This is a genomic window from Streptomyces sp. NPDC027185 (assembly GCF_055567035.1).
Genome location: NZ_JBVHRF010000004.1, coordinates 645,936 through 672,522 on the forward strand (window position 1 = coordinate 645,936; position 26,587 = coordinate 672,522).

Annotated in this window: 32 protein-coding genes and 3 pseudogenes; 19 read left to right on the plus strand and 16 right to left on the minus strand. The window is 69.9% G+C overall.

All coding sequences use genetic code 11. The features are described from left to right. Positions 1 to 92: 92 nt before the first annotated feature. The 12 genes and pseudogenes from ACZ4M8_RS16460 to ACZ4M8_RS16515 all read left to right on the plus strand — a co-directional run bounded on the left by ACZ4M8_RS16460 (position 93) and on the right by ACZ4M8_RS16515 (position 9,582). Positions 93 to 1,881: pseudogene (locus tag ACZ4M8_RS16460) on the plus strand (type IV secretory system conjugative DNA transfer family protein). Beyond that, positions 1,878 to 2,111 carry a hypothetical protein gene (locus ACZ4M8_RS16465; protein WP_467607663.1) on the plus strand — a complete coding sequence of 78 codons (234 nt, stop codon included), beginning with the start codon at positions 1,878 to 1,880 and terminating at the stop codon, positions 2,109 to 2,111. Before ACZ4M8_RS16460 ends, ACZ4M8_RS16465 begins: the two are co-directional and overlap by 4 nt. Further along, positions 2,108 to 3,262, plus strand: a complete 1,155-nt coding sequence (locus tag ACZ4M8_RS16470) for a DnaB-like helicase N-terminal domain-containing protein (protein ID WP_467607664.1) — start codon at positions 2,108 to 2,110, stop codon at positions 3,260 to 3,262. The genes ACZ4M8_RS16465 and ACZ4M8_RS16470 overlap by 4 nt, the downstream gene beginning before the upstream one ends. 44 nt (positions 3,263 to 3,306) lie before the next feature. Then, a complete protein-coding gene (locus ACZ4M8_RS16475) occupies positions 3,307 to 3,882 on the plus strand; it encodes a hypothetical protein (RefSeq protein ID WP_467607666.1) in 576 nt (191 codons plus the stop codon). A gap of 73 nt (positions 3,883 to 3,955) precedes the next feature. After that, positions 3,956 to 4,057, plus strand: a pseudogene (locus ACZ4M8_RS16480) (DNA cytosine methyltransferase); the annotation flags it as partial. 121 nt (positions 4,058 to 4,178) lie between these two features. Beyond that, positions 4,179 to 5,066: pseudogene (locus ACZ4M8_RS16485) on the plus strand (DNA cytosine methyltransferase); the annotation flags it as partial. An 86-nt stretch (positions 5,067 to 5,152) separates the two neighbouring features. Beyond that, on the plus strand, positions 5,153 to 5,758 hold the full coding sequence (locus ACZ4M8_RS16490) for a DUF4913 domain-containing protein (protein WP_467607667.1): 606 nt from the start codon (positions 5,153 to 5,155) through the stop codon (positions 5,756 to 5,758). After that, a complete protein-coding gene (locus ACZ4M8_RS16495; protein WP_467607669.1) occupies positions 5,755 to 6,456 on the plus strand; it encodes a glycosyl hydrolase in 702 nt (233 codons plus the stop codon). Before ACZ4M8_RS16490 ends, ACZ4M8_RS16495 begins: the two co-directional genes overlap by 4 nt. Then, entirely contained in the window at positions 6,453 to 6,926 is a 474-nt protein-coding gene (locus ACZ4M8_RS16500) for a type II toxin-antitoxin system RelE family toxin (RefSeq protein ID WP_467607671.1), read from the plus strand. Before ACZ4M8_RS16495 ends, ACZ4M8_RS16500 begins: the two co-directional genes overlap by 4 nt. Further along, positions 6,923 to 7,513: a hypothetical protein gene (locus tag ACZ4M8_RS16505; RefSeq protein WP_467607672.1), complete on the plus strand. Its 591-nt coding sequence runs from the start codon at positions 6,923 to 6,925 to the stop codon at positions 7,511 to 7,513. The genes ACZ4M8_RS16500 and ACZ4M8_RS16505 overlap by 4 nt, the downstream gene beginning before the upstream one ends. Positions 7,514 to 7,701: 188 nt before the next feature. Continuing rightward, positions 7,702 to 8,538, plus strand: coding sequence for a winged helix-turn-helix transcriptional regulator (locus ACZ4M8_RS16510; protein ID WP_467607674.1), 837 nt, complete (start codon positions 7,702 to 7,704; stop codon positions 8,536 to 8,538). A gap of 114 nt (positions 8,539 to 8,652) precedes the next feature. Next, positions 8,653 to 9,582 (plus strand): SPDY domain-containing protein, encoded by a 930-nt coding sequence (locus ACZ4M8_RS16515; protein WP_467607676.1) that lies wholly within the window; start codon positions 8,653 to 8,655, stop codon positions 9,580 to 9,582. Positions 9,583 to 9,690: 108 nt separating this feature from the next. On the opposite strand, the gene ACZ4M8_RS16520 is transcribed toward ACZ4M8_RS16515, so the two are convergent. Then, positions 9,691 to 9,966, minus strand: a complete 276-nt coding sequence (locus tag ACZ4M8_RS16520) for a hypothetical protein (RefSeq protein WP_467607677.1) — start codon at positions 9,964 to 9,966, stop codon at positions 9,691 to 9,693. A 218-nt stretch (positions 9,967 to 10,184) separates the two neighbouring features. Between ACZ4M8_RS16520 and ACZ4M8_RS16525 the strand changes: the two genes are divergently transcribed. From ACZ4M8_RS16525 to ACZ4M8_RS16540, 4 genes are all read left to right on the plus strand, one after another. Continuing rightward, on the plus strand, positions 10,185 to 10,526 hold the full coding sequence (locus ACZ4M8_RS16525; protein ID WP_467607679.1) for an SPDY domain-containing protein: 342 nt from the start codon (positions 10,185 to 10,187) through the stop codon (positions 10,524 to 10,526). Positions 10,527 to 10,638: 112 nt separating this feature from the next. Beyond that, entirely contained in the window at positions 10,639 to 10,899 is a 261-nt protein-coding gene (locus tag ACZ4M8_RS16530) for a hypothetical protein (RefSeq protein ID WP_467607682.1), read from the plus strand. An 87-nt stretch (positions 10,900 to 10,986) separates the two neighbouring features. Then, positions 10,987 to 11,316: an esterase gene (locus ACZ4M8_RS16535; RefSeq protein ID WP_467607683.1), complete on the plus strand. Its 330-nt coding sequence runs from the start codon at positions 10,987 to 10,989 to the stop codon at positions 11,314 to 11,316. Between the two features lie 169 nt (positions 11,317 to 11,485). Next, a complete protein-coding gene (locus ACZ4M8_RS16540) occupies positions 11,486 to 11,719 on the plus strand; it encodes a hypothetical protein (protein ID WP_467607686.1) in 234 nt (77 codons plus the stop codon). A 66-nt stretch (positions 11,720 to 11,785) separates the two neighbouring features. Here ACZ4M8_RS16540 and ACZ4M8_RS16545 read toward each other — a convergent pair whose 3' ends face one another. From ACZ4M8_RS16545 to ACZ4M8_RS16585, 9 genes are all read right to left on the minus strand, one after another. After that, entirely contained in the window at positions 11,786 to 12,190 is a 405-nt protein-coding gene (locus ACZ4M8_RS16545; RefSeq protein WP_467607688.1) for a hypothetical protein, read from the minus strand. A gap of 104 nt (positions 12,191 to 12,294) precedes the next feature. Next, positions 12,295 to 14,055 carry a relaxase/mobilization nuclease domain-containing protein gene (locus ACZ4M8_RS16550; protein WP_467607689.1) on the minus strand — a complete coding sequence of 587 codons (1,761 nt, stop codon included), beginning with the start codon at positions 14,053 to 14,055 and terminating at the stop codon, positions 12,295 to 12,297. Beyond that, entirely contained in the window at positions 14,055 to 14,720 is a 666-nt protein-coding gene (locus ACZ4M8_RS16555) for a MobC family plasmid mobilization relaxosome protein (protein WP_467607691.1), read from the minus strand. The genes ACZ4M8_RS16550 and ACZ4M8_RS16555 overlap by 1 nt, the downstream gene beginning before the upstream one ends. Beyond that, positions 14,717 to 14,941 carry a hypothetical protein gene (locus ACZ4M8_RS16560; RefSeq protein WP_467607693.1) on the minus strand — a complete coding sequence of 75 codons (225 nt, stop codon included), beginning with the start codon at positions 14,939 to 14,941 and terminating at the stop codon, positions 14,717 to 14,719. Before ACZ4M8_RS16560 ends, ACZ4M8_RS16555 begins: the two co-directional genes overlap by 4 nt. A gap of 104 nt (positions 14,942 to 15,045) precedes the next feature. After that, entirely contained in the window at positions 15,046 to 16,062 is a 1,017-nt protein-coding gene (locus ACZ4M8_RS16565; protein ID WP_467607696.1) for a DUF2637 domain-containing protein, read from the minus strand. Then, on the minus strand, positions 16,059 to 16,604 hold the full coding sequence (locus tag ACZ4M8_RS16570) for a WhiB family transcriptional regulator (RefSeq protein ID WP_467607697.1): 546 nt from the start codon (positions 16,602 to 16,604) through the stop codon (positions 16,059 to 16,061). Before ACZ4M8_RS16570 ends, ACZ4M8_RS16565 begins: the two co-directional genes overlap by 4 nt. A 113-nt stretch (positions 16,605 to 16,717) precedes the next feature. Beyond that, on the minus strand, positions 16,718 to 17,422 hold the full coding sequence (locus ACZ4M8_RS16575) for an ATP-binding protein (protein WP_467607699.1): 705 nt from the start codon (positions 17,420 to 17,422) through the stop codon (positions 16,718 to 16,720). Continuing rightward, the gene (locus tag ACZ4M8_RS16580) at positions 17,422 to 18,429 is read right to left on the minus strand and encodes a hypothetical protein (RefSeq protein ID WP_467608050.1); all 1,008 of its coding nucleotides are present in this window, start codon (positions 18,427 to 18,429) and stop codon (positions 17,422 to 17,424) included. Before ACZ4M8_RS16580 ends, ACZ4M8_RS16575 begins: the two co-directional genes overlap by 1 nt. A 1-nt stretch (position 18,430) precedes the next feature. Beyond that, on the minus strand, positions 18,431 to 18,676 hold the full coding sequence (locus ACZ4M8_RS16585) for a transcriptional regulator (protein WP_467607700.1): 246 nt from the start codon (positions 18,674 to 18,676) through the stop codon (positions 18,431 to 18,433). A gap of 959 nt (positions 18,677 to 19,635) precedes the next feature. Between ACZ4M8_RS16585 and ACZ4M8_RS16590 the strand changes: the two genes are divergently transcribed. The 3 genes from ACZ4M8_RS16590 (at position 19,636) to ACZ4M8_RS16600 (ending at position 21,246) form a co-directional block, all read left to right on the plus strand. Then, on the plus strand, positions 19,636 to 20,457 hold the full coding sequence (locus ACZ4M8_RS16590; protein ID WP_467607702.1) for an MmyB family transcriptional regulator: 822 nt from the start codon (positions 19,636 to 19,638) through the stop codon (positions 20,455 to 20,457). A gap of 177 nt (positions 20,458 to 20,634) precedes the next feature. Beyond that, positions 20,635 to 20,958 carry a nucleoside triphosphate pyrophosphohydrolase gene (locus tag ACZ4M8_RS16595; protein WP_467607704.1) on the plus strand — a complete coding sequence of 108 codons (324 nt, stop codon included), beginning with the start codon at positions 20,635 to 20,637 and terminating at the stop codon, positions 20,956 to 20,958. A 39-nt stretch (positions 20,959 to 20,997) separates the two neighbouring features. Then, positions 20,998 to 21,246, plus strand: coding sequence for a hypothetical protein (locus ACZ4M8_RS16600; protein ID WP_467607706.1), 249 nt, complete (start codon positions 20,998 to 21,000; stop codon positions 21,244 to 21,246). A 12-nt stretch (positions 21,247 to 21,258) separates the two neighbouring features. Here the strand turns inward: ACZ4M8_RS16600 and ACZ4M8_RS16605 are convergent, their stop codons facing one another. The 6 genes from ACZ4M8_RS16605 to ACZ4M8_RS16630 form a co-directional block, all read right to left on the minus strand. After that, the gene (locus ACZ4M8_RS16605; RefSeq protein ID WP_467607708.1) at positions 21,259 to 22,086 is read right to left on the minus strand and encodes a hypothetical protein; all 828 of its coding nucleotides are present in this window, start codon (positions 22,084 to 22,086) and stop codon (positions 21,259 to 21,261) included. 83 nt (positions 22,087 to 22,169) lie between these two features. Then, positions 22,170 to 22,817, minus strand: coding sequence for a hypothetical protein (locus tag ACZ4M8_RS16610; protein WP_467607710.1), 648 nt, complete (start codon positions 22,815 to 22,817; stop codon positions 22,170 to 22,172). Positions 22,818 to 22,819: 2 nt separating this feature from the next. Continuing rightward, on the minus strand, positions 22,820 to 23,260 hold the full coding sequence (locus ACZ4M8_RS16615) for a hypothetical protein (RefSeq protein WP_467607711.1): 441 nt from the start codon (positions 23,258 to 23,260) through the stop codon (positions 22,820 to 22,822). Between the two features lie 77 nt (positions 23,261 to 23,337). Then, positions 23,338 to 24,333 (minus strand): UDP-glucose 4-epimerase GalE, encoded by a 996-nt coding sequence (gene galE / locus ACZ4M8_RS16620; RefSeq protein ID WP_467607713.1) that lies wholly within the window; start codon positions 24,331 to 24,333, stop codon positions 23,338 to 23,340. A gap of 82 nt (positions 24,334 to 24,415) precedes the next feature. After that, entirely contained in the window at positions 24,416 to 25,315 is a 900-nt protein-coding gene (locus ACZ4M8_RS16625) for a formylglycine-generating enzyme family protein (RefSeq protein ID WP_467607715.1), read from the minus strand. A 1-nt stretch (position 25,316) separates the two neighbouring features. After that, complete coding sequence (locus ACZ4M8_RS16630) at positions 25,317 to 26,531, minus strand: NAD-dependent epimerase/dehydratase family protein (RefSeq protein ID WP_467607716.1); 1,215 nt, start codon at positions 26,529 to 26,531, stop codon at positions 25,317 to 25,319. Between the last annotated feature and the right edge of the window lie 56 nt (positions 26,532 to 26,587).

A 26,587-nucleotide genomic window follows, 5' to 3' on the forward strand; every position in this document is an offset into this window, starting at 1 on the left:
GCTTCCTTCCCGAACAGGAGTCGCCTCGATGACCAGCAGAAGAGCGCCCCGCGCCCCGCCCCCGACCCGCCTGCGCTCACCCAGGACCCAGCATGCCCGCCCCGTGTACCAGCGCGCCCTCGGCCACCACCGGGGTCGACGCGCTCCTCTATCTCCTCTTCGGTGTCCTCGGCACCGCCTTCACCTTCGGCTCCCTGGCCTGGACCTCAGGGAACATCACCAACTCCCTCTTCGGAAACGGAGATTGGGTGGACTTCAGGGTCGTCGATGCCCTGCTGCACCCCGACGGCCTGTGGCCGCACCTGGGCTCCACCGCCCTGTTGATCGGCACACGGATCATTCCCGCTCTGATGTCCATCGGTCTCGCCGTCGTCGGCCTCCTTCTGTGGATGCGGATGCGTGGCGGCGCGAAGACCGGCCTCGCCCGCAAGGCGGACCTCGCCCCGCTGACGGGCAAGGAGATCGCCACCAAGGCCCAGAGCCTGCGGCCGAGCCTGAGCGGCAGGGAGTGGAAAAGAGCTCGCGCCGGCCGACCGTGGCATCCTCGTCGGCACGCTCTCGCCGGGCCGTGCCGAGATCCGCGCCTCCTGGGAGGACGTGATCGTCGCGATCATGGCGCCACGCAGCGGAAAGACCTCCGCTCTGGCGATCCCCGCGATCCTCGCCGCCCCCGGACCGGTACTGCTCACCTCGAACAAGGCGGCGGCTGACGCGTTCACCGCGACGGTCGACGCCCGCGCCGAGGTCGGCACGGTCTGGACGCTCGACCCGCAGCAGATCGCCCACCATCCGCGCCAGATGTGGTGGGACATCCTGGCCGACGCCCGCGACCTGGCCGGGGCGAAACGTTTGGCCAAGCACTTCGTCACCGCCAGCGTGGACGAGTCGAGCGGCTCGGACTTCTGGTCCACCGCCGCGAGCAACACGCTCGGCGCACTGTTCCTGGCCGCCGCGAGCCACCGGCGGCCGATCACCGACGTCCTCGCCTGGCTCGCCACTCCGTCCGACCGGGCCCCGGTGGACCTGCTCACCGATGCCGGCCACCATGCGGTCGCCGCCCAGCTCCAGGGCACCGTCTCCGGCGCCACCGAAACCCGCGACGGCATTTATGAGACGAGTCGGCAGTACGCGAGCTGCCTGCTCGACCCGGATGTCGCCGCGTGGGTCACGCCGCACAAGGATCTCCCCGAGTTCCAGCCCTCTGCCTTCGCCACGTCCCGCGACACCTTGTTCCTCCTCAGCAAGGACGGCGGCGGCAGCGCCTCGGCGATCATCGCCGCGGCAGCCGACGCGGTGATGCGTGCGGCCGTCGTCGCCGCCGAACGCTCCGGAGGGCGGCTCGACCCGCCTGCCCTGTGCGTCCTCGACGAGGCCGCCAACGTATGCCGGATCAGCGATCTCCCCGATCTGTACAGCCACTTGGGCAGCCGGGGCGTCATCCCGATGACGATCTTGCAGAGCTACCGGCAAGGTCAGCGGTGCTGGGGCGAGGCGGGCATGGACGCCCTCTGGTCCGCGGCCACCATCAAGATCGTCGGTTCCGGAATCGATGACCCCGATTTCGCCGACCGTCTCAGCAGGCAGGTGGGCGACCACGACGTGCAGACCGTCTCCGTGTCGGACAGCGGCAGCGGCAAGTCCACCTCCGTGAGCATGCGCACCGAGCGGGTCCTGCCTCCCGACGCGATCCGCGCCCTGCCCAAGGGCAAGGCGTTGCTCCTGGCCACCGGCATCCGCATCGCCATGCTCAACCTCCGCCCCTGGTACAAGGAGCCCTGCGCCAAGGTGATCGGCCCGGCCTCGGCCCGTGCGACGAAGGCCATCACCGAACGAGCCATCGTGAAGTCCCACAGCCGCGACGACTTCGGGCTGTCGGCATGAGCACGCTCACGCCCCGCCCCGAGCGGCTCGCCCACGCGCCGGTCCTCCTGCACGACGGTCGGTGGTGGTGGGTCAGCGGTCCCGGAGCGATTTCCGTCACCGACCCCGCGTTCACCAGCACGCTGAACGGGTTCTCCCAGGCGATGGCGGCGGCCGACCGGGCGGTCGCCGCCCTCCATGCCCGCCGGAGCGGGACCGACACCCTCACAAGTGCCAGGGGACGGCGATGAGCCCGCTGGTGACCGCGGAGCAGGCGGTACTCGGTGCCGTCCTGCTCGATCCGGGCCAGCTCTCGTACCTGGACTGGCTCGCACCGGATCACTTCTCCCGCCCCGTCCACCGAGCGCTGTTCGCCGCGCTGCGCACGCTCCGCGACGACGGCCACCCCGCGCTGGACGAGCAGCCCGTGCCGCTGTCGTGGGTGACCGATACGGTCGACGAGGCCGGCCTCCACGTTCGGGGGCTGACCTCGTCGTACGCCCACACCCTGATCCAGTCCTGCCCGCACCCCGCACACGCTCCGGTGTACGGCCGCATGGTGCTGGAGGGCGCGATCCACCGCACCATCACGGAACACGCAGTCCGTCTGCACCAGGCAGCGCGCGCCGACGCGCTGCGGGGTGACGTCGAGGGAGCCCTGCACCACTCCGACATTCTCACCGGGGTACTCGGCGATCTCGCACGGCGGTGGGGCACCGAACCACGCCCCGTCGCGCCCGCCACCGAACCGGTCGCGCCACCGGTTCGGGCCGACCGCATCGTCGAGGACGAGCGCTTCCTTCTGGCCGTCCTCGTTGAGCAGCCGAACGCAGTGGGCCAGGTAGTCGGGTGGCTGCGGCCGGGCGACTTCGCCGACCCGGCCCACGGGCAGCTCTACCGCTGCCTCGGCGCGCTCCACCACCGGGGCGAGCCCATCGACCGGATCACACTGCTCTGGGAAGCTCAACGGCGCGGCCTGCTGGCCGACGGCACACTCTCCGGGGACCAACTAGCCGCCCTCTGCGACGGCGGGGGACCTGGCAGCGCAGAATGGCTCGGGGAGCAGGTCATGCGCTCCTCGGTCACCCGCACGGCAGCCACCGCCGCACGCGCCATCCGTGCCTTGGCGGAGAACGAGACTCTGGCCCCCGGGCAGCTCATCAACCACGCCCTGCACGCGCTCGGCCCGCTCGACGACGTCCGTACCCGCTGGCAATCCGCGAACGGATGTCCTCCTCCGGCGCAGACGCCACCGACTCCTTCGCCGAACCGACCTGCCCCTGCGCAGGTACATGCCGCCCTTGCGCGCAGCACCCCGCGCTCCGCCTCGCCGTCCCCGGCCCGGATCAGCCCTGCGCCCAGCCCTGCCCACGTGCGACCGCCCTCTCGCAGCCACGGTTGACGCCTCCCCCTGCCCCTCGCTCGTCCTCTCCCTAGGGATTCACCATGAGCAATACCCGCGTCACCGACGCCCTGGCGCTGCGCGCCATGGCCTCAACCTTCGATGCCCAGCGCGGCAAGCTCCCGGTCGAGGGAGACCCTCACCGTTCGCCCGACGGTGTCACCGTCGCCAGGCAGATTTCCGAACTCGGCAAGTTGATGACTGACTTGGGCAACGATCTCCTCTTCCGCGCCGCCGACCATGGCCGGGACGCCCACACGTTGCGGGTCATCGACGGCTTCGCCGGTGCCGTGCGGCCTGCGGGCGAGGCGGCATCCGCTTTCGAGGCGGTGGCCCACCAGCTCTCCTTCCTGGACCTGACCGAGCACCACCGTGACCAGCCCGATGTTCGAGATGCCCGCGAAGCGGCCACGCAGGTGGTAGGCGAGTCCCTCGAAACGGCGGACCACGTTCTCCGCGATGCCGCCAACTCCCTTCACATCGCAGTGGAAGCGGTGTCGCCTCAGTCCGCGCGCCTCCAGGCCGCCCGCCGCCGATCCGCCCTCGCAGCCTCCGCTTCACCTCCCGCACCCGCCACCACAGCAGCGGCTCCTGCGGCCCGAACCGCTCGGAGCCGGTGACGTGAAGACCACCATCGCGCGTCCTGCGCTGATCGGGTCGCTCTGTTCGGGGTACGGCGGCCTCGACCTGGGGGTGCAGGCCGCTCTCGGCGGCACTGTGGCCTGGCACGCCGAGGTCGATCCGAACACCTCACGCATCCTGGCTCGCCACTGGCCCGGCGTTCCGAACCTGGGTGACATCACGACCATCGACTGGGCCTCCGCTCCCCAGGTGTGCGTCCTGACGGCCGGCTTCCCCTGTCAAAGACGTCTCGGTCGCCGGCCGCCGGGCCGGACTCGCCCCTCACACCCGCTCCGGGCTGTGGCTGCACGTCGCCCGTGCGGTCGAAGCCCTCCGACCCTGCCTGGTGATGATCGAGAATGTGCGCGGCCTCCTCACCTCACCCGCCGGTTCCCCTGGCGACGTGGAATTCTGCCCGTGGTGTCTGGGAGACACCCCAGGTCAGCCTCCTGTGCGGGCACTCGGTGCCGTACTCGGCTCCCTGGCCGACCTCCGGTACGACGCGAGGTGGCTCGTGCTTCGGGCCTCCGACGTCGGAGCCCCGCACCGCCGCGAGCGGATCTTCCTCGCTGCCTGGCCCTCCGAACACCCTGCTCAAGACACCGACCAGCAACCTCGCGAAGAACGGCGGCTCGCAGCATCCCTCGAAGAGGAAGAGCGGGGGCCACGGTCCGAACCTGGCCGACGAGGTCGAATGGCTCCTGCCGACGCCGAAGGCGACGGACGGAACCAAGGGCTCACCCAACCAACGGCACGGCAACGGGGACTTGACCTTGCCGAGCGTGGCGGCATCGCTCCCTCCCCCGCCGCGGGCCGGAAGCCCCGGAACACCGACCGGGCAGGCGCCCCCTCCGCCCGTAGCGGTTCTGTCGCTCTGGACGGAATCAGCTCCGGAAACCGGGGAGCAGCCCAGCGATGGGGAGCGTACGCAGGAGCCATCGCCCGATGGGAGAGGCTCACCCGTCCCGCGCCGCCGCCCACCGACGCGGCCGGACGGCTCCGCGCCGAGTTCGTGGAGTGGATGCAGGGCCTGGACCCCGGCTGGGTCACCGCCACCCCGGGGCTCGGACGGCCAGCTCAGCTCACCGCCCTCGGCAACGGCGTCGTACCCCAACAGGCGATCCGGGCAGTGCAGTTGCTCGCACCACCTTTCCCCCGATGTTCCCGCTGCACAGCGGCGTAGCGCCTACTACCGGATTTCCCCGGCCGGACCAAATCGCGGTTTTTCCGGACCCTCTCCCTGCCACCGACCGCAGAGGGAGCACGCCCATGCCCGACACCAGCACGGCCACGCCCGGCCCCGAAGAACCGTTCCGCGTTCCCGACGGCGATCTCGACGACCTCGCCAGCACCCTCGCCAAGACCATGGCCGAGGTCCGGCAGCACGGCGTCATCCTCGACCGCCTGGGCTCCGAGTCCGCGCCCGACACCACCGCCACCGAACCGACCGACAGCTCGCCGGCCTCGGAGCCATCCGGGGCCGGCGAGGGCGACCCCGCCTCGGTGTTCATCCTCGCGCTGGGCGGTGAGGCGTACTCCGCCGAACTCGCCTCCCTCAGCGACTGGGTGAACTACGTCCTCCTCCCTGTGTACGGCCGGGAGATCAGCACGAACCGCCCATGGTGCGCGCAGTGGCACGAACACCCCGAGGCCGTCGCCCGGCTCCATGGCCTCTGGCTCGCCTGGCAGCAACTCACCGACATCGAGGCCGGCCTGTCCGGCCCCTCGACGTGGCACCGCGATCACCTCGACCAGACCCTGGCTCACCTCCGCGCCCCCGACGGCCCCTTCGCCGCGTGCACCACCAGCCCAACCCGCCCCAACCACCGCGTGCTGACCACGCCCGCGCCCGAACAGCTGGGGCTCACGGCATGAACAACGACCTCGACTTCAACCTCGATGGCTTCGAGCCCGCCGACGCGGACTCCGAGCACGCGGAAAACCAGTTCTGGCCCGGTGGGCTCACCGTCCTGGCCGAACACCACACCCCCAACGGCACGCACAGCTTCGTCCTCGCCCACGACGTATCAGCCACCTGGCACGCGGCCTTCGCCCCCCAGATCCGCACGATTGCGGTCGCACGGAATGTGGACCACCGCACATTCACGTTCGATTCCGCGTACCACTCCAGCTTGTCCTTCGCGCAGACCTGGCTGATCGAACGCGGCTGCCCGCCCGAGCGGAGCCGTTTCAGCGACAACGTCACGAAACCCGCCGACGATCTCACCGCGCAGGTGGAGGAGAAGATCCTCACGTCGGGCGCCCGGTACGAGGTCCTCGACAGCGCCACTTCGGACTTCGACCTGTGTGAGACGTGGACGCTGACCTGCGACTCCAGCACCGGTCGAGAACCGATTCGCGTCTTCCTCGAACAGGGAGACTTCGACTCATATACGTACACGCTGCGCGAAAGCGCCTTCGCTGACGAGGAAGCCGCCCGGCACTGGCTCCGAACTCGCACCGCCCTTAGCCGGTCCGCCGGTACCTCCGCCCTACCGAAGCCCGTCCTCGACGCCGTCGGCGCACCGTCGGCGGGAACGGCACGTCGACCGAGCCCTGGGAGGTCGTTGTGAGCCGAGCCCGCTTCGCCTTCGCCGCACACCCCGAAGCCATCAAGGACCTGCGCAAACTCCCTGACCGGATACGCGACTTGGCTCTACTGGAGCTGCAGCACCTGGTACACGGAAGCGACGACTGCCTGCCGCTCAAGGGCCGTCTGGCGGGGTTCCACAAGGTCTACGTCGACCCGTCCGTCTCCTACCGGATGGTCATCCAGTTCCGGCCGGCCCCACCCACCTCGAATCATCAGCGCGAGATCTACCTCGTCGCTGCCGGTAGCCGGAAAGGCTACGAGGTCTACCACTCGGCCCAGCTACGCGCCGACGTCCACCAGGCCGCCGAGAAGGGACCGGCAGCCGAGGCGCGTGTGCGGGCCGCTCGGTCTCGTTCTCCCGACGCGGCCGACCGGCCGACGGCGATCCCGGCGACGTCGCCAACAGCAGTCCGACCCACTACCGGCCCCCGAAAGGTTCCCCAGCGATGACCACCGACCGCACTGTTCCGACCCGTGCCGAGCTGGCGGGGCTCCTCACCGAGGCCGCGCACAGCGTCTCCGGGATGCTCACTGCCGAGTACCCGACAGCCGCCAGCCGCTCCTACCTGCACCCCGTGCTGGGCGCGCTCTCCGCCGGCCCCCGGGTCATCGGCGAGTTGACCGACCGGCTCGAAAGTTTCGTGGCCGAGGACCTGGGTCCCGCCACACCGGCGGGCCTCTTCACCTTGGCTTCGTACGCCTCCGCGCTGGGGTGGCTCACCGAGTCCCTCGCCGAGCTGACCGCCTCGGTCGACCAGATCTGCGCCCACTTCGGCATCCCCGGGGATCCCTCGGCCCCGATTTCGACGCCACCCGTCGACGAGGAGCAGGACAGCGAGTTCGACTTCGCCCTCTCCGCCTCGCTGCTCGCGGCCTCCCGCATCACCGACGCCTGCAGGGAGATCTCCAGCGGCCTCCTCGAAGATGCCGGACACATCCGCGGCGAGGCCACCGACCACGTAGCGGTCAGCGACGAGCCCAGCAGCCTTCCTACGTTGGTCCGTTCACTGCTTGCCCGGATGGAAGCCGCCGAATGAGCCCCCTACGGCGCCGCTGATCAGCAGCCCGGTATCGGCCGGGTCCACGGCGGCGCGAGGCGGCACTTCCCGCCTGTTCGCCACCTTCACGGTGGTTCCCGGTGACGCCGTCGCTCCTCCGTCGCCCGCAACCAGCGCGGTCAACCAGCAGTCCCGTTCCCGCTGTACCCCGCAGAAAGAACGTCGCCATGTACACCCCCTCACAGTCCTCCCCCGCCTCGATCGGCGCGGTCGATGCCCAGCGTGTCGAGGATGCCCTGTCTCTGATAGCGCCGAAGTGGACCAATTGGTCGGTTCAGACCCTGGCGGAGCAGGGCCGTCCCATGCGTATACGTGACGTCGCCGTCCGGCTCCCCTTCATCCGCGAGCAGCTGGTCGGCAAGCGGCTGGCTCAGATGCACGCGGATGGACTCGTCACCCGGGTCAACGGTCGCCATGGGGCTCCGTACCAGCTCAGTGCCTTCGGCGGATCACTGTCCCAGGTACACGCCGCCCTTTCGGACTGGTCCCAGAGCAACCTGTCGCTCGGCGATACGGCTGGCGCCGAGCGAGTCGAGGACGCGGTGCGACGCCTGCACCTGCGGCATTCGACCGCCGTGATCCAGGCCCTCGATGCGGGCGCCGCGCGGCTGAGCCACGTCGCCGAAGCCACCGGGCTCGACCTCGTCACCACCCAGCAGCGGCTCAACCGACTTCAGGTCGATGGCCTGGTCACCCGCGCCGGACCGCGTTATGGCGCCCCGTACTCCCTGACCGACGCCGGACGGGCACTGGGCCCCGTTTACACAGCCGTCGAGCACTGGAGTAGTCCCGTGGCCGCACAGAAGTACTCGGCCCCTGCACCCGTCGCGGCAGCTGCTCGGACCCACCCGTCCGTCCCGCAGAGGCCGGAAGGACCCCGCACCGCGGCGGCGCTGCGCCGAAGCGCTGCCGCGCCGAGCGCCCTGTTCAGCCACGCACCGCAGCCACAACCGCGGGTACCGGCAGCGATCACCGCCCTGTCGAAGCCCGCTCGCGGCCGGTGAACCGGGTGACTCCGAGAACTGACCGCGTCCCTCGAACTTCTCTGCGGCGCCCGCGTGCAGTCAGCCAGACCACCCGCTCCGCGCGCGCTCCCCTGCACCATCGGAGCCTCGATCATGAGTAGCCAGCACTCCCACCCCCAAGATCCCCACCAGCAGGTACTGGTCAGTCCGATGTACCTGGCCGGCTCCAACGGAACCGGCGACGCCGGATTCGCCCCCGTCGCCCAGTGGCCCCACCACTACCTCGACGAGGGCCCCTGCCAGCTCCTCGTCACCTCGCCCGACCAGAGGGTCCGGATCGGCTGGTTCGGCGACGACTTCGAGTTGTGGAAGATCACCGCGTCCGAGGACGCCGTGTCCCCACCTCGCTGGACGGCAACCTTCAACCATGTCGCCCCGGCCGAGATCGTCGCCGGTCTCACCACCGCCCTGGCCCGCGACTACGCCGAATCCGACCCCTACGACGGCAACGGACGCTTTCTGGCGAACCCGTCACCGTACTGGGCCGACTCCGTCCAGCCGCTGACCGATGCCGGCTGGACCCGCGGCGCGGCCGAGCGCGGCACCGTCGAGATCATCGCCCCTGACGAGCAAGCAGGCGTTCTGATCGACAACCGCCTGTCCGGCTGGGACGACGAAACCGTCACGCTGTGGGCCGGCCCGCCGGGCTGGTGCACACGCGCGGAGGCGGTCTTCACCGCCCGCACCCCGTCCCACCTGATCGCCGCGACGGCGGCCGAAATGGCCGGCGCGGCCCCGGCCATCCGTGAACGGCACCAGATCAACCGGGAGTTGGAGGACCTGGTCACGCTGACTCCCGTAGCTCCCCCTGTGCCTCGGGCTCCGACCCCGCTCGATGTACGCCGTACCGCGGTCGCGCAGGCCGTCGAACGCGCGCGCTTCCCGCGGACGGCCACTGACCTTCGGGTCATGGCCGCCCGCAGCCGTACGGCCTCCTCAGCACAGAACCGGCCGGGCAGCCCCGCACCTGCCCTCGGGGCCAAGCCGCTGGTCAACCCGTCGGTCCCACGCCGGAGTCGCTGACCTGGTTCCGGGACCGTGCTACGGGCCTCGGCCAGGTGTGCCCGGCCGGGCCGCTTCGCCGGCTGCTGCCGCCGGCGGCGACCGGCCCGGGGCCATGTCTCTGCGTGATCAGTCGAGTTCCGCGTCGTCCTCGTCCCGGTGGACCTGCCCGCTGTGGGGGCCCAGCGCGCGGGCAAGCTCGTCCAACGTCAGCTCGGCGCGGCGCCCGTCTGCGGCCCGGCCTTCCACCACCGCGTCCTCGTCCCCCCACTCGTCGGACTGCGCGCCCACGGCCCACTGACCGTCGGCGACCATCGCGGTGTCGCCCACCGTCCACGGTCGCCCGGCAGCACGGATCTTGCGTTCCAGACCGGCCCCGTCCCAATGTCTGCTTGGCTCGTCCACTCCTGCTCCTCCTCCGGCCTCGTGCAGCCCGTTGCCGCAACCCAGGTACGACAACCACATCCGCCGGTCCATTCCCGGACGGTGAACTACCTGCCGTCGGCTCCAGTTCGCCCACGGCAGACGCCTCTTCCCGGGAAAGGACTACGTACGTCGGCGCACTGCATGTCAACGTACGGGGGCCCGCAAAAACCGCAGGTCAACGAAGGGGTAGTCCAACCGTGAACGCCTGCAGCACCCTCCTCCCCGCCATCGTCCGCCCTGCCGGGGAAAACCGAGGCTGGCTCTCTTCCGATCACAGCGCGACGCCGGTGCTCGGTCTCCTCGACAGCCTTGGCTGGGCCCGCGTCGACACTCCCGAGGCCAATGTCCACGCGACGAGCCCCGACGGCCGCGTCTACATCGGCTGGCTCCCCGAAGACCCTGCCGCGTGGGGGCGCAAGATCGTCTGGCAAGTCCGGGTACAACCCCACGAAGGTGCCCCGTGGACCCAGGAGTTCGGCCTGGACACCCCCGCCGAGGCGGTTGCAGGGTTCATCGCCGCCCTCATCGCCCACCGTTAACCACTTCTCCACGACCGGCGGAATCCCGCGAGTCGAACCGGGTCCCTCGCTCGGCACCAGCCCGTCAGCGCCTCCGTGCCGCCATGCTGCCCGACCCCGGTCTCTTCAACACGTGCCCGTGCACCGGCGCCCCAACACCGACCCGCTCCCGGAGGACCTCGTGCCCCACTACCTGACCGTCGGTCATCTGCTCCGCCAGCTCCAGGCCCTCGACCCCAACCTGCCGGTCCGCCTCGCCGTCAACCCCGATTTCCCCTTCACCCACTACCTGGCGGCGAAGGTCGTCGTCCGGGACGGCAAGGCGTTCATCGCTGACGACGGCCAGGAGGACTACCTCCCGGTGGAGGCCAGCGACGCCCTCGCCTGGGCCTGATCACCCCACTACCCCTGGAGTTCTCCCATCTCGTCGCACCCCCACCCTTCTCACGCCCTCCCGCTGCACGTCCTCGCCGTACGCCCCGTGCCGGACACCGTGCGCGGTGCGCTGGTCCAGCGCGTCTCCGCTCGCCCCGACGGGCCGTTCGACATCACCTGGTTGTCCGCCGACGCACCGAGACTCCCTCATGGCCGCATCCGCCTTCACTGGGAGCCCGCCCCGACCGCAGGCTGGAACATCACCGCTCACCTCGGCCTGGCCACCACCGAGGTCCATCTCGCCTCCTGGCGTGCCGCCCCGGACGACTGGCCACGCCTGGTCCGGCCCACCCTCCACGAGGTACTCGGCCTGTGCGCCGCCCTCAAGGTCGCGACCGCCGCCCTCGATCTCTCGAACCGCCTCACCCAGACCTGACCGAGCCGCAGAAGGCCGCCCCTGCCGATCAAGCAGGGGCGGCCTTCTGCGTGCCCAACCAGGGCTGTCCCTACAGCACCGACGGCCGAGGGCCAGGAGCGACCTGTACTCAGCTTCATAGCGGGACATCGGGCTGACCGGCGCTCGCGCCCAGCCGTAGGCTGACGTCATGGCATTCGATTCGCCGATGCCTTCGCCGCCGTTCCCTTCGCCTGACCACACTGCGCTCCCGGTGATCGTCGGTAACGCCATCGCCTCATTCCGAGACGGCGAAGCCTCGGTGGAGGAGGCGATGCTGCACGCGGCCGCCCACGGCTGGTACGAGGGTCACATCCAAGGCGAAGACGAGTGCTCCGGTTGCGACTTCCGGGGTGAACTGCCGAAGAACGGCTCCCGCGGCTGACGATCGTGCGAGCCGGGGTGGGTTTCCCACGTGTCAGCAACCCACCCCGCCTTTGTCGTCGGTCGCTCAGTCGAGGTAAGTGCCGACGAAAGCTCCGTCGAAGCCGAGTGCGGTGAGTGCCTGTTCGGTGCTGGGGTAGGTCGTTACGTCCGGGATGGCGATCAGGGCGTCGAAGTCGGCGCGCGTGATCTCGGGCTCGAGCCACTGGTTGCTGCACCGGCAGACGATCCAGACGTTGCGGCGGTGGTTGATGAGCAGCCAGTCGCGTCGGGCGCGGCAGGCCGAGCACGTCACGGGGATTCCGCGGAGGGCCAGCTCGGGCGGGTGGCTCAGGCAGCGCGTCGTATCAGGGCCGCTGGGGGGCTGCGTCTCGTGTTCGAGTTGCAGCAGGGGGTCGATGGTCTCCGGGACGACGGGCGGGGCGGGGGCCGGCGCCGCGGGGCGGGCGGTGGTTCTGGGCACGAGCGTCATCTCCCGGTAGGGGCTTTCTGTTCCATCCGTAACAGCCGGTGGAATCGGTTGTCCAGGGGGTTCTCGGGGCATGGCAGGGCGATCATCGCTCTGCCACGCCCCGATCAACGGCGCGGCGGGCGCCGGCGCGGATCGGAGACGGTGGGGCGGTTTGTTTCCGCGGGTGCCGTCAGGGTGCGGTTGGCCGAGGACGTGGGCTGGCTGGTACCGGTCTTCGGGCGGCGGGGCGCTTCGCCCGGGTGCGCGGGAAGGCGGGCGAGGCGTCGCAGACGCCAGACGAGGACGTCGTGCACGTCCTCGGCGGTGTCGAGTTCGCGCAGGTCGATGGCCTCCTGGAGGAGGGCCTTGGGGTCGTGGCCTGCTTGCTCAGCCTGGGCGAGAGTGGCGACCAGGGCGTCGGTCTCCGTCAAGCCGCCCGTTCGTAGCCAGCCCTCCCCCAAGGCGGTACGGATGGTGGCCTCGTGGGTTCGGCGTTCGGCTTCGGGCAGGGCACGGCCTTGGTTACGCAGTGCCTGTAGGGGTGTGGCGGCGGCTTGGCGGTAGGCGGCTCGTAGGTGCTCGGCGGTCTGTCGGGAGGCATGGGCCTGCTGGGCGTGGCCGCGGGCGGAGTGCCAGCGGGCGGCGGCCAGGGCGACGAGGACCAGGGTGGAGGTGAGCATGGCGGTGGTGCCGCCGTCTTCGCCGCGGCCGAGGGCGCTGCCGGCCTGGATGACGTTCCGGGCCGCAGAGCGGAGTGCCCGGGTCTCGGCGTGTTCCGCTCGGACGTGGCTGCGGGTGGCACGTTCGAAGGCACGGGCCGCGGCGCCCAGTTCGGTGCGGGTGGCGACCGGGGAGGTCTGGACGACCGCGTCCAAGAGCTCGCCGACCCCGACGAGCTGCACGGCGGCCTCGTCTTCGTCGTTGTCGAGCAGGAGGGTGGCGTACTCGGCGACGTCGGTGGCACTGCGGCGGGCGCGGGCGGGCGACGACCAGTGGTGACGGCTGCTGGAGGCGGAGGGCGTCGTCGGGCCGGGAAGTTCGTCGGCGAGGCGGCGGCGGATTTTCGGCAGGGAGAGGTCGGGGGCGAGCTTGGAGCCGGAGTACCAGATCGGTTCGCGGTCGCGGTTGCGGTCGCCGGGGAGCGCGACGTTGTAACCGAGGGCGTCGCCGGACGGGGCGTTGCGGATCTTCACGCGCAGGCCCGCCTCGCGGAGCCGGGTGAAGAACTCTTCTTCGGTGGCGGCTCCGGCGAGGGCTTGGCGGACGGCTTCGCGGAGCGTCTCGCGTGGGGCTTGGGGGCGGCCGGTGCGCTCGGCCTTGAAGCGTTCGGCGCTCGTCGGGTTCTGGGCTGCGGTGCCGTCGCCGGGCTTGAGTCGTCGCAGCTCCCATTCCTTTTCGATGCGGCGGCACTCGGCCTGGGCCTTCTTGAAGTCGTAGTTCATCCTGGGGCGGCGCAGGTCGCCCCGGACCATGGTGGCGACGATGTGGATGTGGTCGTCCGCGTGCCGGACGGCGACCCAGCGGCAGCCGTCCGGATCGTCTTCGGTGGCGAGGTTGACGGCGCGGACCAGGCGTCGGGCGACGGTGTTCCACTCGGCGTCGGACAGGTGCCGGTCGCCGGGATCGGTGCGGACCGAGCAGTGCCAGACGTGCTGAGCCGGCGCTTCCGCTCCGGCCTGCTTGACACGCAGGTCCAGAGCGGCGGTGAGGCGAGTGAGGGTGACCTTGGGGTCAGGGTCGGGGCTGGTGTCGCGGCCGGGGTCGGGGGCGAAGCCGTCCCAGCTCCCGACAAGGTGCGGGTCGATGTGTTCGTCGCGTTTGCCGGGGCCGTACAGGTAGACCAGGAGGCCGTGGGTACGGGAGCCGCGTCGGATCTTGGGAACCATCAAAGCCGCTTCTTCACTAGGGCGTCGGCCATGTCATCGACGCGGGCCAGGAGGCGGATCAGGGTTGTCAGGGCGTGGTCGAGGTCGCCGGGGCGGGGCTGGCCGCCGGCGTTGTGGACGTAAGCGATCTGGTTGATGTTGTTGCCGATCCGGGCCAGGGCGGTGCGCAGGGCGACCAGCTCGTCGATGGCCGTGTCGAGCTTTTCGTTGGTGTGTACGGGGATGGCACCGCGGGCGGCGGAGAGGCCGGCGGCGGCGAGGAATCGGGCGACGGTGACGCCGCGTTGCTTGGCGGCGGCGGTGATCTCGGCTTTCTCGGTGTTGGAGAGGCGGGTGGTCGTCTTGCGGGTGCGCTGGCTCGGGTTGCGGCTGCGGCGGCGCGGGGTGCGGTCGGGGAAGGCGGGCGTGCTCGGGCTCGGCTGGTCGCGGTCGTCGTTGTCGTCGGCTTCTCCCCCTCCGGCCGGCGCCCCCTGGTGCTGGTTGCTTGGTTGGTCCCCGTGCGCCCTCGCTCGGGGGCCGGCCGGGTTTCCCTCGCCCTCCTGGGCGGGGGCAAGTGCGTACGACGGGCCGTAGGACCGTCGTACGCGACAACTTGCTCCGCCAGGAGCCGTCGTGGGGCCACGGTGCTGTCCGTCCGTGGTGGGGGCTGGGTCGTTGGCGGTCACCGGCGTGTCTCCGGATTCTGCTGGCGGATGTCGCGGACGAGTTCCTCGATCCAGTCCATCGCGAGGACCGGGTGGTGCAGGGTCCACGGGCGGCTGTCCCGGGTTCGCTGCACGATCCACGTGGTGTTGGGGCCGGCTTCGGTGTGGTGGAGGTGGCCGTGCTGGTGAAGAACGGTCAGCCAGGAGTCGACCTCGGCGGGGGTGGCCGGGCGGGTGCGCATCAAGGTTCTCCGGTTCGCTGCGGAAAGTTGTGGGACACGTGTCCGGGAGGGGCGGGTGACCGGCCGGGGTCTCCGACTGGTCACCCGCTTCCGGTGTTGGTCGGTTAGTTCCGGGCGGGGGTGACCGGCTGTCCGTGCTGTTCGCGGAGCTGAACCATGAGGGCGGTCAGTGTGTCGTTGGACAGCGGGATCTGCTGTCCTCGGATCGCCTGGGCGACCACCTTGCGGGTCAGCTTGTCCTCGGCCCTGGCCGCTGACCGGGCGATCTTCAGCAGTTCCTCGGTGTCCGGGTCCGGCCGCCGGTCACCGGGCGCCCGGGTGGCCCGGTCGGTGACCGGTGAGGCGGGGGTCTGCGTCGGACCTTCCTGGCCGCCGGTCGCCGGGGCGGTGCCGCCGGGATGGTCGGTGACCGGCCGTGTGGTGTCCGGCCCTCCGGGAAGGTGAGCGGCCTTGTCCGGCTGGCCCTGGCCACCGGTGACCGGCTTGCTGTCGCCGGGGAGTGACCGGGAGCCGGGTGCTGGTTTGTCCAGGGACAGCCGTGACCGGTCGGTCGGAGTGGTGACCGGTTGATCGGCCTTGTCCTGACCGGCCACCGGCTGTTGCTGGCTGACTCGGTCGGTCCGGGTGTTCCCGGAGTCGTCGCCACGGGCGTGGTGACCGAGGGTGTCGTGGTCGCTGTCCTTGACCGGGCCTCGGGCGATGAGGATGTAGAGGTGGACGGCTCCGGCCAGCGCCAGCGGGGCGATGGTGGACAGCACGGCGACCACCGTGTCCCCGAGCCGGAGCCCGGTGCCCGCCGCCGCTTCCTCGTTGAGCCGCACCGCGTGAAGTGCGTTGGCCCAGATGCTGGCGGCGGTGGCCGTGCTGAAGAGCGTCCATACATACGCCCGGGAGCGCAGCGGCGCGGCGCGCAGGACGAGGAGGGCGCGGACGCCGTAAGCGATGAACCCGTCGATCACCAACGGGAAGAGGTACGTCAAGAAACCACGGATGTGGATGGCGGTGGCCATCTGCTGGAGCGCGTCGTAGGACAAGGCGCATCCTGCGCCGCCGAGGATCGCGACGACCGTGCGGTCCAGGGTGTTGATGTGTGTCGGCCGTGGCGTGCTCATGGTGCTCACGCCGCCGTCCCGAAGTCGTCGCGGTCCAGCTCGCTGTCGGTCTTCGTGGTTTGTTCCAGGGTGCGGTTGCGCAGGGCCCGGCGGGTTTCGCGGTACAGCTTCTGGGCGTGCTCCTCGGTGATCTTCAGGAGCCACGCGAGGCGTTGTACAGGCAGGCCGTGTCGGTAGGCGGCGTGGACGACGGCGCGGCGTTCGGTCTTGGTGAGGTGGACGTCGCGTCCGGCGACGGTGGCGTTGACGCGGCTGTAGTCGAGACGGCCGGCCAGATTTTCGTGCAGGTGTTGTCGCTCTTCCTCCGTCGTGCCTCCCCTGATGCCGTGGCGGTCGCCGGTTTCGAGGGCGACGTCCAGGCAGGTGCGGCGGACCGGGCACTGGCCGCACAGCGCTTTCGCGGTGGCGATCTTGTCGGTCTCGTCCGGCTCAGGGAAGAAGGTGTCGGGGTCCACCGGGTTGTACTCGGTGCGCTGGCAGACGGCCTCGTCCTGCCAGGTGTGGTCGCCGAGTGACCGGTGGCGGGCAGGGGTGATCGTCGTGGTGGTCATGCGGGGTGCTCCGATTGCTCTCCGCGCGCAGGGCGTCGGCGGAGGAGTGCGGTGGGTCGGGAGAGTGCATCGGGCGCGCGGCGGGCGCGGCCCGGCGTGGCGGTCTGCGGCGGTCAGTCCGCGGTGCGGTGGCGTCTGCGGTCGACCGGCTCGAACTCGACCCGGATGGTCATCTGCGCGAGCCGGGAGGCGACGCGGTCGCCGAGGTAGGCCCGGAGGTCGCTGATGCGCAGGTTGGTGGTGATCAGCGTCGGGAGCATGTGGTTGTACCGGCGGTTGACCAGCCGGTACGTCACTTCCTCGGTCCACTCCGTGGCCTTCGCGGCGCCGAGGTCGTCGAGGATCAGCACGGGGCAGCGGCTGACGGCCGCCAGTTCCCGTTCGCTGTCCACCCCGGCCCGCGGGCGGAGGTCGGCGTACAGGTCGGCGGCGGTGGTCGCGCGCCAGCGCACGCCGACGCCGCTCTGCACCAGTCTCCGGAGCGCGCCGTACGCCTGGTGGGTCTTGCCCGCGCCGACGACTCCGGCCATCAGCAGGCTGGGGCCGGTGGCGGCCTGTCGCCGGGCTCCCCGGCTCGGGGCGACGGCTGCTTCGGCGACGTCCCGGGTCCAGGCCAGCACCTGGGGGTGGTCGGCAACGGCATCCTGGTAGCGCGCGGGCAGCCCGGCGGACAGGGCATCGAGCCGGGAGAAGGGTTCGGGCTCGTCGGTCGGCGCGGCGACGGTGGTCGGGTCGATGCTGCGGGCCGCCAGGATTCGGGCCATCCGGTCCAGGGCGCCTTCGCCGAGGGTCTGCGGTTCGCGGGTACGGGTGCCCATCACAGCTCCTCGGCGTAAGCGGCGGCAGCGTCGACCGGGTTGGTCCACGCCTGATGGGCGGGCAGGTTAGAGCCGAACCCCGGCCGGACCAAACCACCGGAGCGTGCATTCATAACCTCGTTGACCATGCTGGTCAGGACGCTCGGGTGCTTCGGGGTGGCGGCGAACTTCGACAGCCCGGCCCGGATGGCCTGCGGGTCGATGCCCTCGGCCAAGAGCTTCTTGACGACCCGCCCGAGGTGTCCGATCACGTCGCTGGGCGGGCGCTTGTCACACGTGCTGACGTACTCGCCGACGAGCTGGTTGGCCGAGACCTGGGTGGCGGGCGCTGTGCGCCCCGTAGGGAAAGAAGATCCAGGATCCAAGATCCTAGATCCAGTACCCGAACCCTCCCCGAGGACTCCCCGAGATTTCGGGGAGTCCTCGGCGAAGGTCGCTTGACCTGCAGTTTCGGCTTCCCGGCGAGGAGTGGCGGCGGTTTCGACGAGGTCGCCCTGCTGGGCGGTCGGAGCCGCGCTTCGGGGCTCGGGGACTGACGACGCGGCCGGTGCGGGCCGATCGAGGGTTCGGCGAGGGTTCGGCGAATCCTCGCCGAACCCTCGGGGAAGGGCGGGCGACGCCTCGGCGCAGGTCCCCTTGCAGGGGCCGCACCAGTCCGCCGCATGGTGCTGCGGGCAGGCAGGCAACCGGGACTGGCTGGGCTTGTCGATCTTCTGGTGCTTGGACCAGGTGACGATGTGCAGGTACCGCCTGCCGTCGCAGCCGGTGTAGCGGCAGAGGAGATCCGCATTGGCGAGCTGCTGGAGGTCGTCCTCTACATGAACGCTGGTGTGCTCGGCGCGCAGGGGCCAGAGGAGCCCCGCGATGATGGCGGCGTTGTCGCGGTGACGACCGTGGTCATCGGCCTGGGTGAGGAGGCCGAAGAAGGTCCGCTCGGCCTCGACGGCCACCTCGGCGAGCGACTCGGAGGTGAACGCCTCCGGCTTGATGGTTCGTATCCGCGCCACGTCAGCAGCCCCCGTCAGCAGCGAGATCACCGGCGGTGAGGGCTGCTGTGGCGAGGTCGAAGGTGTAGACCCAGCTCCGATCCAGGTCGGGCCAGGCCCGCAGAATCCAGCGGGCCGCCACCTTGGCCGTCGTCCGGTTCAGGTCGATCGTCTCCCCGGCCGCGTCCTTCGCGATGGCGTGCGGGTGGGGCCAGGGCTGCCTCGGGTCGTGGAAACTAACGCGGATGGTGGCCGCGCCGGGGATCATGTCGGCGAGCTGAACAGCGAGACGATTCTGTCGCGCTGCGTCCGGGCAGGCCGGGCTTCCGCCGTCGGCGGTGTACATGCGATACTCCGTCTTTCGTAGGACGCGGCGCGACGGTTCTCGTGCAAAAGCCCCGTCGCCCGCGAGATGTGAATCGGTACTCCTCGGAGTGCTGGCCCGGCGTCTGGGAGTTGGTAGCTCCCGGGCGCCGGTCTCAATTCCACCCGGCGGACTTCACGGTCCGCGCATGTGTCCCCCCTCCCTTGCCTGCCCGGATGACGCTTCCGTCTTCGCGGGGACCAGGAACATACGAGTACCGCCCCTCCAAGTCCAGCCTGAAAGATCAGCCGGACACACTCCTGCTGTGCGGTGAGAGATCCGTCTCAGCCCGAATCTGATTTCGGGAACCGCTGGACGGCCGCGCACCCAATCGCGATTCACGGCTTCAACTTCCCAACCATCCATGGACCGATCACTCCGGCGAACTTACTGGTAAGGACGATTTAAAGCGCACTGAGCACAGACAGTCAACGCGCCAAAAACGCGGGACTACGCGCGTAGAAGTGAGAGCGAAATATCTTTGATCAACTGACGTCAGATCACCTTGGAAACCTACCTGCATGGTTGGGGTAACAGGACGCACCCATAAGCGCTGGCGCCACCTCGACGATCAAGGGAAGTCAGCAACAAATTCAATGACCGGAAATTTTTTTCGTATTCGGACATACGAAAAAAATTTCCGGTTCCAATGTCCGTATCGCACCCCTGTGAGACGTTCGCCGGGGCAGCGAGTTGCCGATTTACAGAATCGTCTTCACGCGACCCCATCTTCGCTCCCCCGGTCCGGCAAGATCGATTCCCCTTTACGTACAGTCGTAGTGCCGCTTTCGGTAGGGGCACTACGACACCTACCGCTCGGGGAGGCGGCAGGCACGGCACAGCGCATGAAAGGAAAGGCAGGAATGACTCCCCGGGATGTGGAGCAAGCGACGCCGCCCCTGTATCAGTGGACGCTCGGGAATCTGCTGCGCGCCTGGCGTGCGGAGGCGAGCCGGCGGCGCGGCCGGGTGATCACGCAGCCGGAAGTCGCTGAGGCGATCGGGCGCTCCGGGCGGTGGTACCAGGCACTGGAGGCCGGGCAGGGCCGGCGGCTCACCCGGGAGCAGTGCCTCGGGATCGCTGATCTTCTCCTCCTCTCCCATGACGAGGTGCGCGCGCTCATGCTCTGCAACATGGGTGGTGTCGTGCGGCCGGAAGGCCCGGACCTGGACGCCCCCACGCTCCGTTCGTTGCAGTGCGTCCTCGATCAGCAGCCCCATCCCGCGTGGCTGCTCGGTCCGACGTGGGATGTCCTCGCGTGCAATACGGCTCTGGCCAGGTGGTTGCCCTGGGCGACGGAGCACGGCGCGAATCTCATGCGCTGGGGTCTCTCTGCAGGGCAGGAGGCCCTTCTCGATTGGGAGGACCAGGCCAGGGCGTATCTCGCGATGCTGCGGTTCACTTCGATCCAGTACCCCCACGATCTCGGAGTGCGCGCAATCATCGACGATGTGGTCGGCGCCGACCCGTACCTCGTCGGGCTGTGGAACGGGTCGGCGGACGTGACCGAAGGCGGGGGACCACTCCGGTACCGGGTACGTCCGGGCATTAACGACGACAAGTCCGTTCTACTCGAATGCACGACGTTGTTCTCGGCGGCGTCTCCGAACTGCCGGCTGGTGATCCTGGTGCCGATCGAGGAGGACGAAGACGGCCTCGGCGGGACGAGCCTGCAGGCGGCGTGATGCCTGATGGAGGGTGCACCGCCCGAGGGAAGCCGTCTGCGGACGGCGAAGACGAACCCCCTCGGCGGGCCAGGCCCGTTAAAGGGGAGTTGAGGTGGCGCGGTGTCTGGGCTTTTCCCTACTGTGCGCCCGCAGGTGAGTGGTGATCGATAACCGCTCCGTGGCGAAGGGAGAGCCGTGAACTGCCCTGTGGACGGCAAATTGGTACGGGACGAGATCCCGCGGATCATCCAAGAGAGCGGGGCCGACCCGCACTGGTATGTCGCAGGGCCGCAGGAGTACCGCAGGAGACTACGACACAAGATCTCCGAGGAGGTCCGCGAAGTCCTGGGCGCCGACGAGTCGTCGGCACCGGATGAGCTGGCGGATGTGATGGAAGTCGTACATGCCCTCGCCGCAGACCTCGGAGTCGGACCGGAGGAACTGGAAACGATCCGCAAGAACAAAGCAGCCGCGCGTGGCGGGTTCGCGGGCAGGGTTGTGTGGATGGGGAACCGCTGAGCGGTTGCGCTTCGAGGGCTCCGAAGGTGTGGGCGTGCCGTGCGACGGGAGCCGGTGGGCGCGCCCTGGACTCCCCGGGCGGCAATCGAACTGACTGACGAATTGATCAAGTGGGAAACGCAGGCGTGGGAGGAAATCCAGGCCGGCACGCTTTCGGTGGACACGGCTCAGAAAGTTCATGAGCTGGTGGTCGCTCACGCGGCGGCCACGGGACAGGCGCGGATCGATGTCGAGCGGGAGCTGAAGCGACGGGTGCGGTGCCCGGAGCCCGAGGGCGAGGCGGAGTAGAGCCTGCTCTCGTCAGGCGGAGACGAGGGCCAGTCCCGGGATGACGAGGCGGCCAGGGTCTGCCGTCAGGTCGGTGAGGCGCAGGTCGGCGGGGGACGCTGCCGTGAGGCGGAGTTCGTTGATCAGGAGTGCGGCTGCGTGGGCTGTTTCGTCGGAGCCGAGGACGTCGTGTCCCCACCAGCCGGCCAGCGGGTGGTCCCACCCTCGCCGCAGCATCTCGTCGTGAGGCGTCGGTTCGGGTCCGGCCCGGTCGTCCACCAGGATGGTCAGGTCCGGGCCGCTCTGGGCGACGCCCACCGCCCGTTCCGTACGTTCGCCGCTCCCGGCACTCCGGATGTTGAAGCCGAAGTGCCCGCGGGGAGGGAGGACCTGCGGGGCGTAGACGGCGCAGCTGCGCAGGAGTGCGGCGAGGGATGCTTCCAGGGTCAGCCAGTCCGGGGCCGCGGGGAGACGGGGCGGTGGCGGCCATGGTGGGTGTAGGTGCAGGCGCCACATGTACGGCAGGCGGGCGAAGTCGATGTCGTGGAGGTCGGGCTCGAAGTGCTGCCGTTCGGCTTCCGCCAGGTCGTGTGGTTCCCGGACGGTCAGGTGCAGGGTGGTCGCGGTGTTCCGTGTCAGGAGGAGGGTGCGGTCCTCCATGGTCCAGCGGACGTACGGTCCGCGGACGGCTCCCCCGTAGACGACCGGGTCGCCGATGCGGCGGCGCACCGCCTCGATGACGGAGCGGACGGCGCCGGGGCCGTCCGGTATCGGCTCCGGGGGCGCGTCCGTGTCGGCGTGGGCGAGGTGGCGACACGCGATGTCCGCCGCCTCGTCCAGGCCGGATATTCGCCCAGTCATGCGAATATCGTGAGCCATTGGGTGCATTTGCGCATATTTGAGCGCTGAGGGGCCCGTCGTGACCGCAGGCGTCACCAGGCGCATCACCAGGCGGTCAGGTCGATCATGCGTGTGCAGTGCGGGTCGTCGTTGTCGGGCGCGGCGCGTTCGTGTTCGGTGATCAGGGAGGGGATGGCGGCCAGGAGCGCGGTCAGGGGGCCGGTGGGGTTCACCTCCGCAGCGGTCACTGTGGGGTCTTCTTCGCTGTCCAGGTAGAGGCGTAGCCGGTCGCGGTTGCGGAAGAGGAAGCCGCGAAGTCGTGGATCGGGTGGCTCTTCTTCGGCGGGCTGGGCGAGGCTGCGCAGCAAGGTAAAGGCGTTGTCGTCCGGGGTGGGGGCGGCGGCTGCGGATTCCATGGCATGTGCGGGGACGCGTACGAGGGTCATGCCCATGAGGGTGTCGAGTTGGTCGTTGGAGTAGATCTGCGTTGTTGAGTACAGGGTGCGCAGTGTGCTGGTGATGTCGTCTGCGGTGACCGGTTCGCCCTTGACGTGGAGGGGGAACTCGTAGGCGATGAGCGGGTGCGGAGTGCGGGTGGAGGTCTCGGCGCCGGTGACGATGCGGATGGTCTCCGCGGGCGGTGGGACGGGCAGGATGCCGCGGATGGTTGCGGTGGCGATGAAGGGGGCGTGGATGTGGTGGAGCAGCAGGCGGGTGAGTTCTGCCTGCTGCTCCGCGGTCTCGTCGCTCATGGCTATTGATTGATCCAGTTCGGGCACTTGTTGGTGCCCTTGCAGTAGGCGGTGATGACGCCGACCTTCTCGCCTGCGCCGGCGTCGTATCGGCCGTCGGCCGTCTTGCGCCCGTACTGGGCGATGACGACGATCTTCACCTGGCGGCCGTTGTTGAGGGCGTAGCCCCAGTATTCGAGGCGGGCGCCGTTCTTCTTGTCGACCTTCCCGGCTACGGCGCCGTTGATGATCTTGCACTTCTTGATGTTGTGCCGACCGGAGAAGTGGCTCCAGCCGAGTTCGTGGTTGCCGATCCGGGTGGGGATGACGCGGCCGTCAGGGTCGGTCTGCCGGCATTTGGTGCTCTTGTTCCAGTAGGGCGCCGCCTGGGCCGGGGAGGTCATTCCCGCGAGGAGGGCGGTCGCCGCGGCGATGACTGCGCCGAGCTCGGTGATCTTCCGCATGGCCGCATCCTGACAAGAATGGTGACGTTCGGTCGCTACGCATTTACGCCAAGTGTTCAAGTGGGGTGCGGGGTCGGTCAGCTGTCGCTGAGGACCTGGTCGCGTTCGGCGGCCCAGGCCAGCGAGTGGCGGATGCCTTCTTCGATGGAGTGCTGGGGTTTCCAGTCCAGGAGACGGGTAGCGCGGTCGCTGCGGGTGTAGGCGCCTGCGATATCGCCGGGGCGGGCGGGGCCGCGTTCGAGGACGACGGGGGTGTCCACGACGGCGTTGAACGCGGTGACGAGTTCGAAGACGGTGGTGCCGGTGCCGGTCCCCAGGTTGATGGCCAGGGACGTGGCGTCGCCGAGGACGGTGTCGAAGCGTTGCAGGGCGGCGATGTGGGCGGCGGCGAGGTCCCAGACGTGGACGTAGTCGCGGATGCCGGACCCGTCGCGGGTGGGCCAGTCGGTGCCGGTCACGGTGAAGGAGGCGCCGTCGTCGTGGGCCTCGATGAGCTTGCCGAGCGCGTGGCTGGGACGACGGAGCTGAAGGCCGGTGCGCATCTTCGGGTCGGCGCCGATGGGGTTGAAGTACCGCAGGGAGAGGATCTTCAGCGGCTGGGTGGCGGCGATGTCGGTGAACATCGCCTCGCACACGGACTTGGTGCGGGCGTAGGGGCTCTCCGGCGCGTGCGGGGAGTTCTCGTCGACGGTGAAGGTGTCGTCGGCCTGGTAGATGGAGGCGGAGGAGCTGAAGAGCATGCGGCGGCAGCCGTTGCGGATCAGGTGGGAGGTGAACGCGAGGCTCTTGGCGACGTTGTTGGTGTAGTAGCCGACGGGGTCGGCAACCGAGTCGGGGACGACGACGAGTGCGGCGCAGTGGACGACGGCGTCGATGTCGGGGTGCTCGGTGAAGACGCGGTCGATGAGCGGCCCGTCGGCGATGTCACCTTCGTAGAAGGTGCGCCCGCGGGTGAATTCGCGGCGCCCGGTGGAGAGGTTGTCGAGCAGGATGGGGTGGATGCCGGCGTCGAGGCAGGCGGAGGCGATGGTGCTGCCGATGTATCCGGCGCCGCCGGAGATCAGGATCTTCATGGCGCGAGCGTAGTCCTCGTTGCGGGTGATTTCGGGTAGTTGCGGGGCGCCTGGCGTCGGCGCCCCGCAACGGTGCCGTCGGTCAAGTCGCCTTGCTGCTGGTGGTGTTGAGGGCGCAGCGGAAGCCGATGGTGTGGTTGGAGTAGGCGGGGTCGGTGGTGAACCGTTCGGTGGTGCGGGTCTGGTAGCGGAAGTGCATCCATCCGCCGCCACGTACGACGCGGTAGTGGTGGGCCGCGGCGTGGTAGATCGGCTCGTAGGTGCGGGCGGGGTCGTAGAGCGTGTAGGAGTCGGCGGTCCATTCGCTGACCTGCCCGGCCATGTCCCCGACGCCGAAGGGTGAGTCGCCGTCCGGGGAGCGTGTGCCGACCGGTTCTGTGCCGGGGACCGTTGCGTGGCGCGCGAAGTGGCCCGTCCACCAGGCGCGCCACTGGGTGAAGTCGGCGACCGGGGCGTCGGGGGTGTCGGAGGTGTTCGCCCGGCGGGCGTCCCAGGTGTTGCCCCAGGGCCAGCAGCGCCAGGTCGGTCCGTGGGCGGCGTACTCCCATTCGGGCTCCGTCGGCAGGCGTTTGCCCGCCCAGCGGGCGTACGCGGTGGCGTCGGCGTGGTCGACGTGCACGACCGGGTGGTCCGCACGGTCGTCGAGGGTGTCGTGCGGGCCGCCGGGGTGGCGCCAGCAGGCGCCGGGCTGCGGTATCCAGTAGTTCTCGCCGTAGACCAGGCCGAAGCCGCGGCGTTCAGCGGCGGTGCGGTAGCCGGTGGCGGCGATGAACGCCGCGAACTGGGCGTTGGTCACCGGGTACCGGTCGATGAGGAACGCGTCGATGGCGGTTGTGTGCTGGGGGGCCTCGTCCTCGAACCAGGAACGTCCGTAGTGCTGGGCTCCGCTGAGGGTGTCGAGGTGGTCCTCGGGGGCTCCGATGGTCGCGTGGGCGGCGGGGATGAGGACCATGCCGGTGGTGTCGAGGGCGGTGGCGGTCATGTCAGCCTCCAGCCATGGCGGGGAGCACGGTGAGCGTGACGTCTTCGGTCAGGTGGGTGTCGAGGCCGTCGAGGTCGCGCACGTTGGTCTTGCCGAGGAAGACGTTCGTCCACGGCACCGGCTGGTCCTCGCCGTCCAGGAGCCGTGGGGTGAGCACCGGGTAGGCGGAGGCAAGCCACCTCAGTGCGGCGCCCACTGTGGAGGCGTGGCACTCCAGTACCGAGGCGCCGGGGGTGAGGGCCAGCCAGGCTGTGGGGATCGCGAACCGCACGAGCGGGGCCGTGGCCAGGTCGGCGCCGCGGCGCATCGCGTCGACGGTGGCGCGCAGGCCGTCGTCCAGCGAGGTGGTCGCTGTCCAGCCGAGGGCTTCGCGGGCGAGGGTGATGTCCGGGCAGCGCGTGGTGCCTTCGGCGTGCTGCGCGGCGACGGTCGTGACGGTGCCGGAGCCGACGGTCTTGACGACCAGCTGGGCGAGGTCGGCGATGCTCGTGCCCTGCGGGGCGCCGAGGTTGAAGGGGCCGGGGGCGTCGCTGTCGAGCATGGCCAGCAGGCCGGCCACGAAGTCGTCGATGTAGCACAGGCTGCGCACCCCGTCGCCGTGGACGGTGAGTTCCCCGCCTGCGAGGGCGGCCTCCACGAAGGCGGCGACCACGCGGCGGTCGCCGCGCATCATGCCGGGGCCGTAGACGTTGAAGGGCCGGACGATGCCGGTGTTCACCCCGTATTCGCGGCGGTAGGCCGCCGCCATCGCTTCCAGGAACCGCTTCGCCTCGGCGTACCCGGACATCGGGCCGGTCGGGTCGACGTTGCCCCAGTAGGACTCATGCTGCGGCTGGACGGTGGGTTCGCCGTACACCTCTGCGGAGGACGCGAGCACGATGCGGGCCCGGTACCGGCGGGCGATCTCCAGGGCGTTGATGGTTCCGGCCGCCCCGGCCATCAGGGTACGGACGGGGTGGTTGCGTACGTGAGCGGGGCCGATAGGGCTGGCCAGGTGTACGACCCCGGTGACGGGCTCGGGCCACTCCAGCGGCTCGATGATGTCGTGTTCGATGAGGGTGAACTGGGGGTGGGCGAGCAGGGTGTCGAGTGCGGGGAGACGCCCGGCGGCCAGGTTGTCGACCGCGGTGACGCGCGCACCGCGTTGGAGAAGAGCGGAGCTGAGGTGGCTGCCGATGAAACCGGCGCCCCCGGTGACCAGTACGTGTTCGTTCACGGCTGTCCCTTCATGGAGTTGTGGTCGTCTTCGCGGCACGCCACAGGGGCGGCTGC